This window comes from Streptomyces sp. NPDC003300, assembly GCF_040610915.1.
Taxonomy (GTDB): Bacteria; Actinomycetota; Actinomycetes; order Streptomycetales; family Streptomycetaceae; genus Actinacidiphila.
The window spans coordinates 99228-115932 of record NZ_JBEXNE010000018.1 but is presented as its reverse complement, the minus strand read 5'-3'; the positions used below and the strand labels follow the sequence as shown (position 1 = coordinate 115932).

General features: G+C 74.0%; 14 protein-coding genes. 6 read left to right on the top strand and 8 right to left on the bottom strand.

From position 1 onward, the window contains the following. Nucleotides 1–32 precede the first annotated feature (32 nt). Nucleotides 33–578 (top strand): chloramphenicol phosphotransferase CPT, encoded by a 546-nt coding sequence (cpt, locus tag ABZX65_RS24815; protein WP_355343965.1) that lies wholly within the window; start codon nucleotides 33–35, stop codon nucleotides 576–578. 112 nt (nucleotides 579–690) lie between these two features. On the opposite strand, the gene ABZX65_RS24810 is transcribed toward cpt, so the two are convergent. The 4 genes from ABZX65_RS24810 to ABZX65_RS24795 form a co-directional block, all read right to left on the bottom strand. Then, nucleotides 691–1422, bottom strand: a complete 732-nt coding sequence (locus tag ABZX65_RS24810; protein ID WP_355343962.1) for an alpha/beta hydrolase — start codon at nucleotides 1420–1422, stop codon at nucleotides 691–693. 28 nt (nucleotides 1423–1450) lie between these two features. Then, nucleotides 1451–3004 (bottom strand): acyl-CoA synthetase, encoded by a 1554-nt coding sequence (locus tag ABZX65_RS24805; RefSeq protein ID WP_355343959.1) that lies wholly within the window; start codon nucleotides 3002–3004, stop codon nucleotides 1451–1453. Between the two features lie 58 nt (nucleotides 3005–3062). Further along, on the bottom strand, nucleotides 3063–4208 hold the full coding sequence (locus ABZX65_RS24800) for a nitronate monooxygenase family protein (RefSeq protein WP_355343956.1): 1146 nt from the start codon (nucleotides 4206–4208) through the stop codon (nucleotides 3063–3065). Between the two features lie 213 nt (nucleotides 4209–4421). Beyond that, complete coding sequence (locus tag ABZX65_RS24795; protein WP_355343953.1) at nucleotides 4422–5927, bottom strand: MFS transporter; 1506 nt, start codon at nucleotides 5925–5927, stop codon at nucleotides 4422–4424. Between the two features lie 163 nt (nucleotides 5928–6090). Here ABZX65_RS24795 and ABZX65_RS24790 point away from each other — a divergent pair, with 163 nt between their 5' ends. After that, nucleotides 6091–7074 carry an Lrp/AsnC family transcriptional regulator gene (locus ABZX65_RS24790; RefSeq protein ID WP_355343950.1) on the top strand — a complete coding sequence of 328 codons (984 nt, stop codon included), beginning with the start codon at nucleotides 6091–6093 and terminating at the stop codon, nucleotides 7072–7074. Nucleotides 7075–7114: 40 nt separating this feature from the next. Here the strand turns inward: ABZX65_RS24790 and ABZX65_RS24785 are convergent, their stop codons facing one another. Next, on the bottom strand, nucleotides 7115–9406 hold the full coding sequence (locus ABZX65_RS24785; RefSeq protein ID WP_355343947.1) for a tetratricopeptide repeat protein: 2292 nt from the start codon (nucleotides 9404–9406) through the stop codon (nucleotides 7115–7117). 255 nt (nucleotides 9407–9661) lie between these two features. Continuing rightward, nucleotides 9662–10840 (bottom strand): acyl-CoA dehydrogenase family protein, encoded by a 1179-nt coding sequence (locus ABZX65_RS24780; RefSeq protein WP_355343944.1) that lies wholly within the window; start codon nucleotides 10838–10840, stop codon nucleotides 9662–9664. Nucleotides 10841–11132: 292 nt separating this feature from the next. Between ABZX65_RS24780 and ABZX65_RS24775 the strand changes: the two genes are divergently transcribed. The 4 genes from ABZX65_RS24775 to ABZX65_RS24760 all read left to right on the top strand — a co-directional run bounded on the left by ABZX65_RS24775 (nucleotide 11133) and on the right by ABZX65_RS24760 (nucleotide 14959). Then, on the top strand, nucleotides 11133–12620 hold the full coding sequence (locus ABZX65_RS24775; RefSeq protein WP_355343941.1) for an LCP family protein: 1488 nt from the start codon (nucleotides 11133–11135) through the stop codon (nucleotides 12618–12620). A gap of 197 nt (nucleotides 12621–12817) precedes the next feature. Further along, on the top strand, nucleotides 12818–13810 hold the full coding sequence (dhaK, locus tag ABZX65_RS24770; RefSeq protein WP_355343939.1) for a dihydroxyacetone kinase subunit DhaK: 993 nt from the start codon (nucleotides 12818–12820) through the stop codon (nucleotides 13808–13810). 73 nt (nucleotides 13811–13883) lie between these two features. Next, the gene (gene dhaL, locus ABZX65_RS24765; RefSeq protein WP_355343936.1) at nucleotides 13884–14558 is read left to right on the top strand and encodes a dihydroxyacetone kinase subunit DhaL; all 675 of its coding nucleotides are present in this window, start codon (nucleotides 13884–13886) and stop codon (nucleotides 14556–14558) included. Further along, entirely contained in the window at nucleotides 14555–14959 is a 405-nt protein-coding gene (locus tag ABZX65_RS24760; RefSeq protein WP_355343933.1) for a PTS fructose transporter subunit IIA, read from the top strand. The genes dhaL and ABZX65_RS24760 overlap by 4 nt, the downstream gene beginning before the upstream one ends. Before the next feature lie 76 nt (nucleotides 14960–15035). On the opposite strand, the gene ABZX65_RS24755 is transcribed toward ABZX65_RS24760, so the two are convergent. Together ABZX65_RS24755 and ABZX65_RS24750 are read right to left on the bottom strand one after the other, a co-directional pair. Continuing rightward, on the bottom strand, nucleotides 15036–15293 hold the full coding sequence (locus tag ABZX65_RS24755; RefSeq protein WP_355343930.1) for a hypothetical protein: 258 nt from the start codon (nucleotides 15291–15293) through the stop codon (nucleotides 15036–15038). A gap of 242 nt (nucleotides 15294–15535) precedes the next feature. Then, nucleotides 15536–16609, bottom strand: a complete 1074-nt coding sequence (locus tag ABZX65_RS24750) for a hypothetical protein (RefSeq protein ID WP_355343928.1) — start codon at nucleotides 16607–16609, stop codon at nucleotides 15536–15538. Between the last annotated feature and the right edge of the window lie 96 nt (nucleotides 16610–16705).

The following is a 16705-nucleotide window of genomic DNA, read 5'->3' as shown; positions in this document are numbered from 1 at the left end:
CCGGTTCCCCTCGCCGCGCCTACCGTGTCGGGATGTCCACTGAGGTGATCATTCTCAACGGCGGATCGAGTTCCGGGAAGTCCAGGATCGCCCGCTGCCTGCAAGATGTGCTGCCGCGGCCCTGGCTGACCTTCGGCTGCGACACCCTGGTCGACGCGCTGCCCGCCGCGATGCGCACCTCGGAGGACCCCGAGGGCGGCATCGGCTTCGGACCCGACGGCTCGGTGTCGGTCGGCGACGACTTCCGGCTGCTGGACATCGCCTGGGCGCGGGGCATCGGGGCGATGGCCCGCGCGGGGGCCAGGATCGTCGTGGACGAGGTCTTCCTCGGCGGGCCCGACTCCCAGGAGCGCTGGCGCACCGCCCTGACCGGCCTCGACGTCCTGTGGGTCGGCGTGCGCTGCGACCCCGAGGTGGCGGCGGCCCGCGAGACCGCCCGCGGCGACCGCGCCTCCGGCATGGCCCGCTCCCAGGCCGACCTCGTCCACCGCGGTGTGCGCTACGACCTGGAGGTCGACACCAGCCGCACGCCGTCGCTGGCCTGCGCCCGTACGATCGCCGCCCGCGTCACCGGCTGACCGCCGCCGGACGACGGCACCGGGCGCCCGCGACGGCCACGCCGCCCGTCGGTCACGGTGTCAGGCGGCGCGGCCCCCGTCGCCGGAAGGCGCCGACCGTACCCGTCGGGCCTCAGCCCCGCGCCCCGTCCGCCGGCCGACCGGCCGGGACCGGGGACAGGAAGGCCCGCACCTCGCGCAGGAAATGGGCCGGGCGGTCGTCGTGGATCATGTGACCGGCCTCGATGGTGACCAGGCGGCAGTCGGGGATGCGGCCCGCGACCCGGGCGAGCTGGTCCTGGCGCAGGTGGCTGCTCGGGCCGCCCGCGACGAGCAGGGTGGGCGCGGTGATCGCGGTGAGGTCGCGCCACCAGGCCGGGTCGGGGTCGTTGCGCTGCGCCGCGACGGCGGGCAGCAGACGCCAGTCGTACGGGGTCGGATCCTCGGGGGCTTCGGTCGGGACGGGGCGCGGCGGATCGGCGGGGAAGGGCAGCGGGCCCTCCTCCAGTACGAGCCGCCGTACGGCGTCCGGTCGCGCGATGGCCGCAAGCGACGCGGCGAACGTGCCCAGCGAGTGGCTGACCACCGTCACCCGCCGCAGTCCCAGCGCGTCGAGGAAGCCGAGCACGTCGTCCCGCAGCAGCTCGAAGGAGTACGTGCCGGGGTGTTCGCTCGCGCCGTGGCCGCGCAGGTCGGGCGCGTACGCGCGCCAGCCGTCGGCGGCCAGCGCGTCCGACACCGCGCGCCAGGACGTACGGTCCTCGCCCAGCGCGTGCAGCAGCAGGAGCGGCGGCCCGTCCGCCGGACCGGCCACCTCGTAGGCGAGCCGAACACCGTTCGCCTCGACGTTCAGAATCTCACCCATACGCCGAGGCTACGGTGCCGCGGGCCGCTCACAGCGGGCGTTCGCGCTCGGCCCAATACGGCTCGCGGAGCCGTCGCTTGTAGAGCTTGCCGTTGGGGTCGCGGGGCATCTCGGCGACGAAGTCGACGGTCTTGGGCCGCTTGTACCCGGCCAGTCTCCGGCCGCAGTGTTCGAGGATGTCGTCGGCGAGCGCCGGTCCCGGCTCGTGTCCGGGGGCGGCCTCGACCACGGCCTTGACCTCCTCGCCCCACTCGTCGTGCGGGATGCCGAAGGCGGCGGCGTCGGCGACGGCGGGGTGGGTGAGGAGGGCGGCCTCGATCTCGGCGGGGTAGATGTTGACGCCGCCGGAGATGATCAGGTCGATCTTGCGGTCGCGCAGGAAAAGGTAGCCGTCCTCGTCGAGATAGCCGAGGTCGCCGACGGTGAAGAAGTCGCCGATCCGGTTGGACCGGGTCTTGGCCGCGTCCTTGTGGTAACTGAAGCCGCCGGTCTTCATGTTGATGTAGACAGTGCCGACCTCGCCGGGCGGCAGCAGGTTCCCGGCGTCGTCGTGGACGGCGATCTCGCTGATCGGCCAGGCCCGCCCCACGGTGCCGGGTTTCTTCAGCCACTCCCGCGCGGTGGCGAAGGTGCCGCCGCCCTCGCTGGCCGCGTAGTACTCCTCCACGCACGGGCCCCACCACTCCAGCATCGCCCGCTTGACGTGGTCGGGGCAGGGCGCGGCGCCGTGGATCGCGTGCCGCATGGACGTCACGTCGTAGCGCCCCCGTACGTCCTCCGGCAGGGCCAGCAGCCGGTGGAACTGCGTGGGGACCATGTGCGTGTGGGTGCAGTGGTAGCGGTCGATGACGCGCAGCATCTCCTCCGGCGTCCACTTGTCCATCAGCACCACCGGGTGCCCGATGTGCAGGGCGGCGCCCGCGAATTGGAGCACGGCGGTGTGGTAGAGCGGTGAGCAGACGAGGTGGACGTTGCCGTCGAAGGGCTTGATCCCGAAGATCCCGAGGAATCCGCCGAGATACGTCTCCTCGGGCGGCTTGCCCGACAGCGGGCGGCGGATGCCGCGCGGGCGGCCGGTGGTGCCCGAGGTGTAGTTCATGACCCAGCCGCTGGTCCTGGCGTCGGGCGCGGTGGCGGGCTGTCCCGCGAGCAGGTCGGCGAAGGGGCGGAAGCCGTCGATGTCGCCGACCGCGTACCGCCGGTCCGAGGCGAACCCCGCCTCGTCGGCCGCCTCGCGGGCGGCCTCGGCGAAGCGCTCGTGCGCGATGAGCACCTTGGCGCCGGAGTCGGCGAGTATCCAGCCGATCTCGGGGGCCACGAAGTGGTGGTTGACGGGCACCAGGTAGAAACCGGCCTGGAAGGCGGCGAGATAGGCGGTGAAGAACTCAACGCCGTTGGGCAGGACGACGGCGAAGGCGTCGCCGGGCTCCAATCCGGCCGCGCGCAGCCCGTGCACGAGCCGGTTGGACGCCGCGTGCAGCCGCTCGGCGCTCCACTGCTCGCCGTCGGGCGCGGTGAGAACGGTACGGCCGGGGTCCTGTTCGGCCTGTGCCCAGAAGCCGTTGGGCGTGGACGTGTTCATCCGGTCCTCCTCAGCGGTCGTGTCTGCCGGAGCAGATCTGTTCTGCGCGTGCGGGCGGTCAGCGCCGGTCACGCCCTGGGCCGGGGGCGGCGCCGTCCCGCGCGCCGCGTCCGGCGATACGGTTCAGCCGGTCCATCGCGCGCTCGAAGCCGCGCGTGAGGTCGTCGAAGACGGCCTGGACGGGGCGCTCCTGGTTCATCGCGCCGACGATCTGGCCGACCGGTGTGCCGAGCAGCGGGCCGACCTCGTAGCGCTGGATGCGGGAGACGGCGTCGGCGACCAGCAGGCCCTGGAGCGGCATCGGCAGGGTGCCGGGGCCTGCCGGGTCCTCCCAGGCGTCGGTCCACTCGGTGCGGAGCTGGCGGGCGGGTTTGCCGGTGAGGGCGCGGGAGCGGACGGTGTCGCCCGAGCCCGCGGCGAGCAGCTTGCGGGTGAGGGCGGGCGAGTGCAGATCGGCCTCGGCGGCGGTGAGCCAGACCGAGCCGAGCCAGACGCCCTGCGCGCCCAACGCCAGCCCGGCGGCGACCTGTTCGCCGGTGCCGATGCCGCCTGCCGCGAGCACCGGCAACGGGTCGACGGCGCGCACCACTTCGGGGACGAGCACCATGCTCGCGATCTCCCCGGTGTGGCCGCCCGCCTCGTAGCCCTGGGCGACCACGATGTCGATGCCCGCCTCCTGGTGGTGCCGCGCGTGCCGGGCGCTGCCGGCGAGCGCGGCGACCAGCACACCGTGGTCGTGGGCCCGGCGCACGACGTCGGCGGGCGGTGAGCCCAGCGCGTTGGCGAGCAGCTTGATCGGGTAGTCGAAGGCGACGTCGAGCTGGTCGCGGGCGACCTTCTCCATCCAGCCGGTGATCCGCCAGCCCGCGCGCTCGTGGGCGGCGAGTGCGGGGACGCCGTGTTTGGTCAGCAACGCCTCGACGTAGGCGCGGTGTTCCGGCGGGATCATCGCCTCGACGTCCGCCTCGGTGACTCCCTCGACCTTCTTCGCGGGCATCACCACGTCGAGGCCGTACGGCAGTTTGTCGGTGTGCCCGTCCAACCAGTCGAGGTCGCGGACGAGTTCGTCGGGGGCGGAGTAGCGGACCGCGCCCAGGACGCCCATGCCGCCCGCGCGGCTGATCGCGGCGGCGACCGCGGGGAACGGCGTGAAGCCGAAGACGGGGTACTCGATGCCCAGCCGTGTGCTCAGCTCGGTCTCCATGGGGGGCAGGATGCCGCAGCCGGTCTGGAGAGGGAAGAGATTTTCTGACGCAGTGTCAGATTTCTGTGACCCGCGCCCGTCGCGCGGGGGCGCGACGCCCGAGCGCGCCACACCTCGGCGGCGCTCCCGGCCGCCCCCCCCCCGTCACATCAGCGGCGCTCCCGGCCGCCGCCCCGTCACGTCGGCGACACTCCCGGCCGCCCCCCCGTCACATCAGCGGCTGTCGCCGCCCTCGTCGCCCCGCCGCACCGTCATCACCGCCGCCGCGACCGCGGTCGCCGCCAGGATCGCGGCGGCCGTGCCGAGGGCGGCCTGCGCGGCGGCGCGCGGCGTGCCGTCCCCCGCGAGGTAGACGCCGCCGATCACGGCGACGCCGATGGTGCCGCCGAGTTGCTGGACGGCGTTGAGCAGCCCGGCGGCCGAGCCGGTCTCCTGCCGGCCGACGCCGCTCAGCGCGGTGGTGAAGAACGGCGGGGTGAACAGCCCGGTGCCCAGGCCCGCGACGGCGAGCGCGAACAGCAGCGCCGTCGGGTACGCGTCGGGCGCGGCGGACCGGTAGGCGAGGACCGCGCCGCCGATCCCGACGCCGAGGAAGGCGATCCCGGCGTGCATGACGCGGGTCCCGTAGCGCGGGACCAGACGGCCGCCCGCGGCCACCGACCCCGCGGACAGCCCGAGCGACCAGGGCAGCATGGTCAGTCCCGCGGTGAGCGGGCCGCGGCGCAGGCCCAGTTCGAGATGGAGGACCACGGTGATCATGACGCCGTTCATGACGGCGAAGAACAGCGTGGAGGTGGCGAGCGCGGCGGGAAAGGCACGGCCGCGCAGCAGGGCCGGTTCGATCAGCGGCGCCCCGCCGCCGCGCGCGGTGCGCCGCTGGTGGACGACGAACAGCGCCAGTACGGCGGCGCCGACGGCCGCCACCGCCCATCCGGCCGCTCCGGGCGAGCCGGTGGCCAGCGGGCACACCACCAGCGCGGTGCCCGCCATGGCCAGCGCCGTCCCCGCCGGGTCGAGGCGCGGCCGGACCGGGGCACGGTCCTCGCGCAGCCGTCGCGCGACGGCCAGCACGACGACGGCGAGCGGGACGTTGACCATGAAGCAGGCGCGCCAGGACGAGCCGAACAGGTCGGCGTGCGTCAGGACCCCGCCGAGCACCGGGCCGAGGACCGCGGAAAGGCCCATCACCGGGCCGATCGTGCCCAGCGCCTTGGCCAGTTCGTCGCCGTCGAACATCGCGCGGATCAGGCCGAAGGTCTGCGGGATGATCAGCGCCGCCGCCGCGCCTTGCAGCGCCCGCAGTCCGATCAGCGTCTCGGGGGTCGGCGCGAGCGCGCACGCCAGCGACGTGACGGCGAAGGCCGTCACCCCGATCCGGAAGACCCGGCGGCGGCCCGCGATGTCGCCGAGCCGGGCGCCGGTCAGCAGCCCGAGCGCGAACGCGAGGGTGTAGGCGGCGCTGAACCACGGGATGGCGGCTGCCGCGCCGCCGAGGTCGGTGTGGATGACCGGGCCCGCGACCTGCACGATCGTGGCGTCCAGCAGATTCATCGCCTCCGCGACCAGCACGGCGGCCAGCGCGATCCACCGCCAGGGGTACGCGGACGGCGGTACGGAACCGGCCGCTGGTCCCTCACCCGCGCCGGGACCCCCGGTCACGGCGGGCGCGCCGTGCGGGTCGTACGTGTCGTGCGTCTCGTGTCCTGTGCTGCGGGACATGCCTCTCCCCTGCGTACGGGTGCGCGGTCCGTCGTCCGTGCGCGTGGTCCGTCTCGCGACGCCCCGGCCCCGTGACCGACGACCACCACCGTCCCGCCCGTACGGCACCCGCTTCCATTTCCGTGGCAGAATTCGATGATTACTTCCATCGAGGTCGGCTGATATGGCGAAGGCGCTCGCACTCGACGATCTGGACCGCGGCCTGATCCACGCCCTGCAAGTGGACGGCCGGGCGCCGTTCACGCTCGTCGCGGACGTCCTCGGCTGCTCCACCCAGACCGTCGTACGCCGCTACCGCCGCCTGTACGCGCACGCGGGCCTCCGGGTGGTCGCGCTGCCCGCGCCGCGCAGCGCCGGTATCCACCAGTGGTTCGTACGGCTGACCGCCGCCACGCGCGCCGCGCACGACATCGCGGTCGCCCTCGCGCGGCGCCCCGACACCTCGTGGGTACGGCTGACCTCGGGCGGCACCGAGATCGTCGCGATCATCCACACCCAGCCCGCGGGCCCCGACGCGCACGCGCTGCTGCTGCGCGACATCCCCCGTACCGCCGGGATCACCGCGGTGTCCGCGCACTACCTCCTGCACACCTACGTCGGCGGACCGACCGCCTGGCACGGACGGGTCGGTGTCCTGGACGCCGCACAGCGGGCGCGGCTGCGCGCCGAGAGCGCCGCCGAGGAGCCGGACGCCTCGCCGTATCTCCTCACCGGCTCCGACCGCCTCCTGCTGGACGCGCTGCGCGACGACGCCCGGATCAGCTACGCGGAACTCGCCGCCGCGACCGGCTCCACGGCCGCCACCGTCGCCCGCACACTCGCCGAACTGCGCACGCGCGGCGCGCTCTTCCTCGACGTGGACATCGAACCCGCGGTGCTGGGCGTGACCGTGTCGGCGCTGCTGTGGATGCAGGTGAAGCCCGCGCATCTGGACGCGGTCGCCACGGAGTTGGCGGGCCACCGGGAACTGGCGATGGTCGCGGCGACGACCGGGCCGACGAATCTGGTCGCGCAGGCGCTGTGCGGGGACGCGGAGGAACTGCACCGCTATCTGACCCGCGAGGTCGCGCTCGACCCGATCGCGCGGATCGAGACGGCGCCGGTCCTGCGCACCTACAAGGCCGCCGCGACCCTCCGGATCGGCTGAGGACGGGGCCGAGGGGCCGGGACCGGATCGGACCCGCCGCTCACAACCGCTCGGGCGCGCCCTGCTGTTGGGCGGAGACACGGCGGTACAGGGCCTGCGCCTCGGCGGTCCTGCCGAGCTGTTCCAGGCAGTGCGCCTCGTCGTTGCGACTGGTGAGGGTGTCGGAGTGATCGGCGCCCAGCACGCGCTCGCGCGCCTCGGCGACCTCGTGGTAGACCGCGAGCGCGGTCGACCAGCGGCCCAGCCAGCCCAGCCCCACCGCTATCTCCCGCTTGCTGACGAGGGTGTCGGGGTGCTCCGCGCCCAGCACCCGCTCGCGCACCGCCGCCACGTCGCGTGCCTCGGCCAGCGCCCGGTCCCAGTGGCCGAGCCGTCCCAGATTGACCCCGAGCGCGTGCCGGGCCCGCAGCGTCTCGGCGTCGGTGGAGCCCCCGGTCCTGGTCCTGGCCTCGACCAACTCCTCGTACAGCGCGAGGGCGTCGCCGCTGCGGCCGAGCCGTCCGAGGCAGATGCCGGTCTCGTAGCGCGCGGCCAGCGTGTCGGAGTGGTCGGCGCCCAGCACCCGGGCGCGCGCGGCGGCCACGTCGCGGTAGGTGGCCAGCGCCTCGGCCCAGCGGCCCGCGCGGCCCTGCGCGTAGCCGACCTCGAAGCGGGTCACCAGCGTCTCGGGGTGATCGGCGCCCAGCACCCGCGCGCGGGCGTCGGCGACCTCGACGGCCATCGCGTACGACTCGTCCGTCCGGCCGAGACGGCCCAGGTTGAAGGCCAGATTGTGCTTGCAGTGCAGGGTGTCGGGGTGGTCCGCGCCGACCGTGCGCTCGCGCGCCGCCAGCACGGCCGAGTAGATCTGGTGGGCCTCCAGGTAACGGCCGAGGCTGCCCAGCGCGTACGCGGCCTCGTGCCGGGCCACCAGCGTGTCCGGGTGGTCGGGGCCGAGGACCCGGCGGCGTACGTCCGAGATGTACTCGTACAGCCGCAGCGACTCCTCGGTGCGGCCGAGCCTGCCCAGGCAGAAGGCGGCCTCGTGGCGGCTGGCCAGGGTGTCGGGGTGCTCGGTGCCGAGCGCGCGGTCGCGGGCGGCGGCGACGGAGGTGTGCAGGTCGTACGCCTGCCGCCAGTTGCCGACCCGGCCGAGGTCGATGCCCTCGGTGTGCCGGGCGGCGAGCGCGGCCAGGGTGTCGGGGCCCGCGGCGGCGACGACCACGCGGGTGGACCAGGCGCCGGTGAGTTCGTGGTGCGGCGCGTCGGGGATGCGGTGCGCGCGGGTGGAGCGCGCGGCGGAGCCGGTGGTCAGTCCGCTGGCCCAGGACGGCAGCGCCGAGGGACGCTCGGCGGCGGCCGCGCCCGCCGCCGCCCGCATGGCCTTGAGCCGGCCGCCGACGTCAGCGGCGTCCTGCGGGCGGTCCTCCGGGTCCTTGGCGAGCAGGTCGAGGATCAACCGGTCCAGTTCGGCGGGGAGTTCCGGCCGCGTCATCCGTGGCGGGTCGGGCGCGGTGTCGCGGTGGCCGACCAGGATCGACCAGGCGTCCTCCAGGTCGAACGGCGGCCGTCCGGTGGCCAGTTCGTACAGCACGCAGCCCAACGAGTAGAGGTCGCTGCGCTGGTCGACCTCGGAGACCGCGCCGATCTGCTCGGGCGACATGTAGTGCGGGGTGCCCATCGCCATGCCGGTGCCGGTGAGCCGGGAGGTGAAGCCGATGTCGTGGCCGAGCCGGGCGATGCCGAAGTCGCAGATCTTCACCGCGCCGTCGCTGAGCCGCATGATGTTGGCCGGTTTCAGGTCGCGGTGCACGATGCCCTGGGTGTGCGTGTACGCGAGGGCGTCCGCGACCTGTTCCGCGATGTCGGTGATGTCGGGGACCGGCAGCGGATGGCGCCGCGCGTCGTCCAGCACCTGGAGCAGATTGCGGCCGTCGAGCAGTTCCATCACCAGGTAGAGGACGCCGTCGTGTTCGCCGAAGTCGTGCACGACGGTGACCCCGCGGTGCTGGAGGGACGCCGCGACGCGCGCCTCGCGGCGGAAGCGCTCCTGGAGGATGCGGGTGAATCCCGCGTCGCCCGCGTGGCCGACCGGTTTCAGGCACTTCACCGCGACCCGGCGGCCCAGCGACTCGTCCAGCGCACGCCAGACCTCGCCCATGCCGCCGCGGCCGATCAGTTCGTGCAGCCGGTACCGCCCCTGGATGAGGGTCCCCAGTCCCTCGGGGCCGTTCCCCTGCCCGCGTCCCGGTCCGTGTCCCTGCTCGCGCCCCTGCTGGTAGGTCTGTTCGCGTCCCTGGCCGTGTCCCTGTGGATGTCCCTGGTCGTGTCCGTCGTGATGTCCAGCCGCCATCGCGTGCCGCCGCCCCCGTGGTCCTCGGTGCTTCCCCGGTCCCAGTATGGCCGCGACCGCCGACAAGCGGCACAGCGCATCAGGGCAAAACGGCCGCGGACTCGCGAAGCCGCGGGCCCGCCGGGCGGGTGACGGGTGACGGACGCCGGGCCCCACCCGTAGGACCGACGGCGGGGTGACGGCTCCGACCCGCCGGACCGCCACGGGGACGCGCCCCGGCGGGGGCCGAACAGCCGGGCACCCGCCGGACAGGTCCTAGCGGCGGACGCGCGGCATGCCCAGTCCGATCCAGGAGATGATCTCGCGCTGGATCTCGTTGTTGCCGCCGCCGAAGGTGAAGATGACGGCGCTGCGGTAGCCGCGTTCCAGCTCGCCGTGGAGCACGGCGCCCGCCGAGCCCTCCTTCAGCGGTCCGGCCGCCGCGGTCACCTCCATCAGCCAGGCGTACGCGTCCCGCCGGGCCTCGCTGCCGTAGACCTTGACCGCGGAGGCGTCCTGCGGGGTGAGGGTGCCGCGCTGGAGGGCGTCCACCATCTGCCAGTTGAGCAGCTTCATGGCGTCGAGCCGGGTGTGCGCGCGGGCCAGCCGGCCGCGGACCCAGCCGAGATCGATGACGCGGCGGCCGTCGTCGAGCTTGGTGTCGGCGGCCCAGCGCTGGACGTCGTGCAGGGCGCGGATCGCCATGGTGCCGTGCGCGGCCAGCGTGACCCGCTCGTGGTTGAGCTGGGTGGTGATCAGCCGCCAGCCCTTGTTCTCCTCGCCGACCCTGCGGGTGACGGGCACGCGGACGTCGTCGTAGTAGCTGGCGGTCGTGTCGTGCGAGGCCAGGGTGTTGATCACCGTGCAGGAGTAGCCGGGGTCGGTGGTCGGCACCAGCAGCATGCTGATGCCCTTGTGCGGCGGCGCGTCCGGATCGGTGCGCACCGCGAGCCACACCCAGTCGGCGGTGTCGCCGTTGGTGGTCCAGATCTTCTGGCCGTTGACCACGTACGTGTCGCCGTCGCGCACCGCGCGGGTCTTGAGCGCGGCGAGGTCGGTGCCCGCGTCGGGCTCCGAGTAGCCGATGGCGAAGTCGATCTCGCCCGCGACGATCTTCGGCAGGAAATACGCCTTCTGCTCGTCGGTGCCGAACTGCATGATCGTCGGACCGACGGTGTTGAGTGCCATCAGCGGCAGCGGCACCCCGGCCTGCGCGGCCTCGTCGAAGAAGATGAACTGCGCCATCGGCGTCATCCCGCGCCCGCCGAATTCGGTGGGCCAGCCGATCCCGAGCCAGCGGTCGGCGCCGAGCTCGCGGATCGTCCGCCGGTAGAAGTCCTTGCGTGCGGCGGGGTCGTCGTGCCGGGCGTAGGCGTTGTCCGGTACGAGACCGGCGAAGTAGTCGCGCAACTCGGCGCGCAGCCGCCGCTGTTCGGGCGTGTATTCCAGGTCCACGGCCCCTCCTGAACTCTTCGGGACTCCCGTCGGGACGCGTCGGCGGTGCCGGCCGCTGCCCCGATACCGGCGCACACAGTAGAACGCGTTCCAGAAATTCGGAAGGGCCGTGCGAGGGGCGGCGACGGCCGATACCCCGGCGCGGTAACGGGCGCGGCCGGGTGCCGCGACGGTCCACGACACCCCGCCCGCGGGCAGCCGGGATTCGCCGCCGCCGTGGGTGATACTGCAATTTCGCTGGTGGGCGCCGTGTCCACCGGTCCGTGGACGGACGCGAGGGACGCACACACGTATGGCCGACGGGCAGGACGACCCCCACGAGGACGACCGGACCGGGCCGCCGGGGGCCGGCGGGGAACCGGTGGCCGAAGGAGGGGAACCGGGAGCCGAAGGCGGGGAAGCCCCCGAGGAGGACATGCCGTCCGCGCCGGGCGCCACAGCCCTCGGCGTCCGGCGGTACCGAGGGCGGCGGACGATGCGGGTGACCGCGCTCGCCGTCTCCGTCCTGGTCCTGCTGACCGCCGCGACCGGTGCCTTCCTCTACCTCCGCCTGGACGGCAACATCCGCGATCTGCCCCTGTTCGGCGGGGTCGGCGGCGACGCGGGCACCGAGCGGGCCGACGCCTTCGGCAGGACCCCGATCAATGTGCTGGTGATCGGCTCCGACACCCGCGCGGACCCGGAGGACTGCCGGCTCGGCGGCGACTGCGGCCCGGGGCAGAACGCGGACGTGGGCATGGTGCTGCACATCTCCGCCGACCGCTCGCACGCCTCGGTGCTCAGCATCCCCCGCGACACGGTGACCGACCTGCCCGCCTGCCGCGACCCGCACGGCGGTGTCACCGAGCCCCGGCACGCCCAGATCAACTCCACGCTGCGCTACGGGCCCGGCTGTACGGTCGCGGCCGTGCACGCGCTCACGCGGATCCCCATCGACCACTTCGTGATGGCCGACTTCGCGGGCGTGGTCCGGATGTCCGACGCGGTCGGCGGCGTCCCGGTCTGCGTGGACCGCAATGTGTACGACTCCTACTCGCACCTGAAGCTGGCCAAGGGCAGGCACGAACTCCAGGGCACGGCCGCGCTCCAGTTCCTGCGCTCGCGCCACGCGTTCGGCGACGGCAGCGACCTCGGCCGTACGGACGCGCAGCATCTCTTCCTCGGCGCGCTCGCCCACCGGCTGCGCGAGAACAGCACGTTCACCGACCCGGCCTCGCTGCTGGACCTCGCGGACGCGGCCACCCGGGCGCTGACCGTGGACACCCGGCTCGGGAGCGTCTCCCGGCTGGTCGGCCTGATCGACGACCTGCGCAAGGTGCCGTCGGCGCGGATCGCGTTCGTCACCATGCCCAACATGCCCGATCCGGAGGATCCCGACCGCGTGGTCGTCTCGCACTCCGGCCGCCGCCTGTTCGCCGCCATCGCGGCCGACCTCCCGCTGACCGTCACGGACTCCCGGGCGATCGACGGCAAGCCCGACGATCCGACGGACGCCACGGGCCCCACGGACTCCGCGGATTCCACGGCGGGGGTCACGGGTGGTGACGACGGCGACCCGTCGGGGGACGCGACGCGGGACCCCTACGGCGGCGAGGCGGCCACCGCCACCCCGCGCCCGACTCCGGCCCCGCCCCTGACCCACGCCTTCGGCCGTACCGCCGGCGGAAAGGCCGCCTGCGCGCGGGTCGCCACCGGACCCGCGGTCACCGTGCGTGGCGAGACCCTGACCCCGAGCGCCGCCTTCCGCGCCACCCCCTGGATCCCGGTCTCCGCGCCCTGACGGTCCCGCTCACCTGAGCACGCGGGTGCGGAACGCGCTGTGCGGCGCGTATGCGGCGATACTGGGGGGAGACGCGACAGCCCGGCCGGAGCATGCCGTGGGCCGACCGGGCAAGGCGGTCCCCGAACCGCGTCCGGCCCCTTGACCTGGACGAGGGCCCCCGGGCGCCGCACTGCCGACCTTCTCAGGAGGTACTGATGAAGATGCTGATCAACGTCGCCGAGACCGTGGTCGCCGACGCGCTGCGCGGGATGGCGGCGGCGCATCCGGAGCTGACCGTCGACGTCGAGCGGCGGGTGATCGTGCGGCGGGGGGCGCCGTACGAGGGGAAGGTCGGTCTGGTGTCCGGCGGTGGTTCCGGGCACGAGCCGCTGCACGGCGGATTCGTCGGGCGCGGGATGCTGGACGCCGCCTGTCCCGGCGAGGTCTTCACCTCGCCCGTGCCGGACCAGATGGTACGGGCCGCCGCCGCGGTCGACAGCGGGGCCGGGGTGCTGTTCATCGTGAAGAACTACACCGGTGACGTGCTCAACTTCGACATGGCCGCCGAGATGGCGGAGGACGAGGGCGTGCAGGTCGCCAAGGTCCTGGTCAACGACGACGTGGCGGTGGTCGACAGCCTCTTCACCGCGGGACGGCGCGGTACCGGTGCGACGCTCTTCGTGGAGAAGCTGGCGGGCGCCGCGGCCGACGCGGGAGCGCCGCTCGACCGGGTGGCGGCCGTGGCCCGCCGGGTCAACGAGTCCTCGCGCAGCTTCGGCGTGGCGCTCAGCGCCGTGACCACGCCCGCCAAGGGCGCCCCGACCTTCGACCTGCCCAGCGGCGAGCTGGAGCTGGGCATCGGCATCCACGGCGAGCCGGGGCGCGAGCGCCGGGCCATGATGACGTCCGGCGAGATCGCCGATGTGGCGGTCGACGCGGTCGTGGAGGACCTACAGCCGGACGGACCGGTGATCGTGCTGGTCAACGGGATGGGCGCGACGCCGCTGCTGGAGCTGTACGGCTTCAACGCCGAGGTGCACCGGGCCCTGACCGAACGCAAGGTCCCGGTCGCGCGCACACTGGTCGGTAACTATGTGACCTCGCTCGACATGGCGGGCTGCTCGGTGTCGATCTGCCAGGTCGACGAGGAGCTGCTGGGGCTGTGGGACGCGCCGGTCTCGACGCCCGCGCTGCGCTGGGGCTGCTGAGCGCCTGCTCTCCCGCGCCGTACCGACCGCTCCCGGCCACCGGCCGCCACCGCCGAAAGGACCGTACAACCGTATGAATGCCCTCCCCTCCCCCGGATCCGCCGGCTCCACCGTCGACGCGGACTTCGTGCGGCGCTGGCTGGACACGGCCACCGCCTCCGTCGACCGCGAGTCCGAGCGGCTGACCGAACTCGACTCGCCCATCGGCGACGCCGACCACGGCAGCAATATGCGGCGCGGTTTCATCGCGGCGCGCGACGCCGTCGAGCAGGAACCGCCCGGCACGCCCGGCGGCGTGCTGGTGCTGGTGGGCCGGACGCTGATCAGCACGGTCGGCGGGGCGTCGGGGCCGCTGTACGGCACGCTGCTGCGCAAGGCGGGCAAGGAGCTGGGCGACGAGGAGGCCGTCGGCGCGGACCGGCTGCGGGACGCGCTGCGCGCGGGGGTGGACGGGGTCGCCCAGCTGGGCGGCGCGTCGGCTGGGGACAAGACGATGCTGGACGCGCTGCTCCCGGCGGTGGACGCGCTGACCGGCGCGCTCGACGCGGGCGGCTCGCTGGCCGAGGGCCTGGCCGCCGCGGCCTCCGCGGCCGACGAGGGCGCGAAGGCCACCACGCCGCTGCGCGCCCGCAAGGGCCGGGCCAGCTACCTCGGCGAGCGCAGCGTCGGCCACCAGGACCCGGGCGCGACCTCGGCGGCCCTCCTGGTCGACGCGCTGGCCGCCACGGCGCGGGACGGTGCCGCGTGACCACCCCGATAGTCGGCATAGTGCTCGTGTCGCACAGCGCCTCCGTCGCGGCCTCCGTCGTCGCGCTCGCCACCGGACTGACCGGCGGCGCGACCGATGTGCCGGTCGTCGCGGCCGGCGGCGGCCCGGACGGCGGGCTCGGCACCAGCTCCGATCTGATCGTCTCGGCCGCCCGTACGGTCGACCAGGGCGCGGGGGTGGCCGTCATCGCGGACCTGGGCAGCGCCGTACTCACCGTCAAGGCGCTGCTCGCGGACGACGAACTGCCCTCCGGCAGCCGGTTGTTGAACGCCCCCTTCCTCGAAGGCGCGGTCGCCGCGGTCGTCACGGCCTCGACCGGCGCGGACCTGGACGCGGTGGCCGCGGCGGCCGAAGACGCGTACACCTACCGCAAGTTGTGATCTGAGGCGCCGGAGAAGACCGCGGGCCCCCGCCGTCCCACACGGGTGACGGCGGGGGCCCGCGGGCTGCTGCGGGTCAGCGGCCGTAGCTGATCAGGGCGCGGACCATACGGCAGGTGATGTCGGACGGCGGGTGGACGCCGATGCGCTCGGCGGTGTCGTGGATCCGGCGGTTGCTCGCCTGCGCCGGGTCGTAGACGCCCGAGTCGAGCAGGGCGATGACCAGGCGCATCGTCTTGAGCCGACGGTTGTGCGCGATGTACCACTCACGCGGCCGTCCGGCGGGAAGCGGCTTCTTCGGCAAGGACAGTAGGGGCAGTGCGGCAACGGCCATCGGCATCCTCCTGAGGCGTCGGCCAACCCTCTCGAACACTGTCGATTTTACCGCCAAGCACTGACAAAGGCCGCTGCTCAGACGGGGGTTGGGGGAGGTTCTTCCGACCCGCGCGAGGGCCCTCCACACGGCGCTTCGCGGGGCACTTCGCAGGACATTTCGCCGAGGGCCTTCGCGGTCCGCGGGACAGGCCCGTGCGTGCCATGGGGCGAAGGGGCCGTTCGTGATCCGCCGGACAGGCCCTAGCCGCCGAGCAGCCGTACAGCGTGGTGGGCGGCGGCGAAGCAGCGCGGGTCCTCGTAGGTCGCGTACTCGCGCCGCGCCACCTCGGCGATCTTGATGGCGTGTTCGTCGCGCAGTTCGACCGCGGCCTCGACGATCCGGCGGCGCTCCGCGGGGTCGTGGGCGTCCACGGCCGGTGCGGCGGGGTCGGGTTCGCCGCGTCCGGTGAAGATGTTGAGCAGCGTTCCCGACACGTCGCGGACCGCTTCGTAGGAGGGCAGCGCGAGTTGCGGCGGCAGGTGCGGCAGCGTCATCCGGACCGCGGCGGGCGCGGTGACGGCGTGGATGGCGGGCACCGGATTGCCGCCCGGCCGCATCAGGGTGTACCGCCCGGCGCCGATCGCGGTCAGCTCGGCGAGCGCGGCGTCCACCGACTGTTCGAGCCGCGCGTCGGCGGCGGCGAACAGCTTGGACTTCGGTCGGCGGCCGAGTGTCCTGACCGCGCCCACGGCCTTCGCGCCGCGCGCGAGGGCGCCGTCCGGCGGCTGGTAGAGCGCGGCCCAGAAGGCGAGGCCGTTGGCCAGTTCATGGAGTTGTACGGTGCTCGGCGCGCCGACGGCGGTGATGCCGCGTACGGCGTGCGCGGTACGGATCACGCCGTGGGTCAAACCGGCGAACATGCCGGGAGTCAGCCGGGGCCACCACTTGACCAGGGTCTCCCGCCAGCCCGCGCCGTCGATCTCGCGCCGGAACAGCGTCGCCCAGTCGGCGAGCCGCCGGGCCTCGCCGAGCGCGGCGCGCCAGGAGTCGGGGTCCGCCGCGTCGATGGGGGCGAAGAGGTCGGGCGGCGCGCCGAGGCCGCGGTGGCCCGCGTACCACTCAACCCAGTCCGGTACCTGGTCGCCGTGGCCGAGGGCGGCCAGCGCCTCGGCTCCCATCGGGGCGTGGAGCGCGAATCCGCGCAGCTGATTGCCGGACCCGAGGAAGAACCCGGCGTGACCGAGCCGTTCCAGGGCCTCGTTGACGGCGGTGTCGTACGTGTCGTCGTGCGTGCTGTCGTACGCGTCGTCTTGGCTGGGGGTGGCGTCGGGCATGGCGGGCACGGTCCCCTCGGGGTTGCGCGGAAGCGGCGGTCGGGCGCGGGCGGTGCGGTGCGGTGAGTCGCAGTACGGTGCGGCGAGTCGCGGGCG

Coding starts and splice junctions, on each gene's coding strand:
- cpt (WP_355343965.1), top strand. CDS start 33: ATGTCCACTGAGGTGATCATTCTCAACGGCGGATCGAGTTCCGGGAAG.
- ABZX65_RS24810 (WP_355343962.1), bottom strand. CDS start 1,422: ATGGGTGAGATTCTGAACGTCGAGGCGAACGGTGTTCGGCTCGCCTAC.
- ABZX65_RS24805 (WP_355343959.1), bottom strand. CDS start 3,004: ATGAACACGTCCACGCCCAACGGCTTCTGGGCACAGGCCGAACAGGAC.
- ABZX65_RS24800 (WP_355343956.1), bottom strand. CDS start 4,208: ATGGAGACCGAGCTGAGCACACGGCTGGGCATCGAGTACCCCGTCTTC.
- ABZX65_RS24795 (WP_355343953.1), bottom strand. CDS start 5,927: ATGTCCCGCAGCACAGGACACGAGACGCACGACACGTACGACCCGCAC.
- ABZX65_RS24790 (WP_355343950.1), top strand. CDS start 6,091: ATGGCGAAGGCGCTCGCACTCGACGATCTGGACCGCGGCCTGATCCAC.
- ABZX65_RS24785 (WP_355343947.1), bottom strand. CDS start 9,406: ATGGCGGCTGGACATCACGACGGACACGACCAGGGACATCCACAGGGA.
- ABZX65_RS24775 (WP_355343941.1), top strand. CDS start 11,133: ATGGCCGACGGGCAGGACGACCCCCACGAGGACGACCGGACCGGGCCG.
- dhaK (WP_355343939.1), top strand. CDS start 12,818: ATGAAGATGCTGATCAACGTCGCCGAGACCGTGGTCGCCGACGCGCTG.
- dhaL (WP_355343936.1), top strand. CDS start 13,884: ATGAATGCCCTCCCCTCCCCCGGATCCGCCGGCTCCACCGTCGACGCG.
- ABZX65_RS24755 (WP_355343930.1), bottom strand. CDS start 15,293: ATGGCCGTTGCCGCACTGCCCCTACTGTCCTTGCCGAAGAAGCCGCTT.
- ABZX65_RS24750 (WP_355343928.1), bottom strand. CDS start 16,609: ATGCCCGACGCCACCCCCAGCCAAGACGACGCGTACGACAGCACGCAC.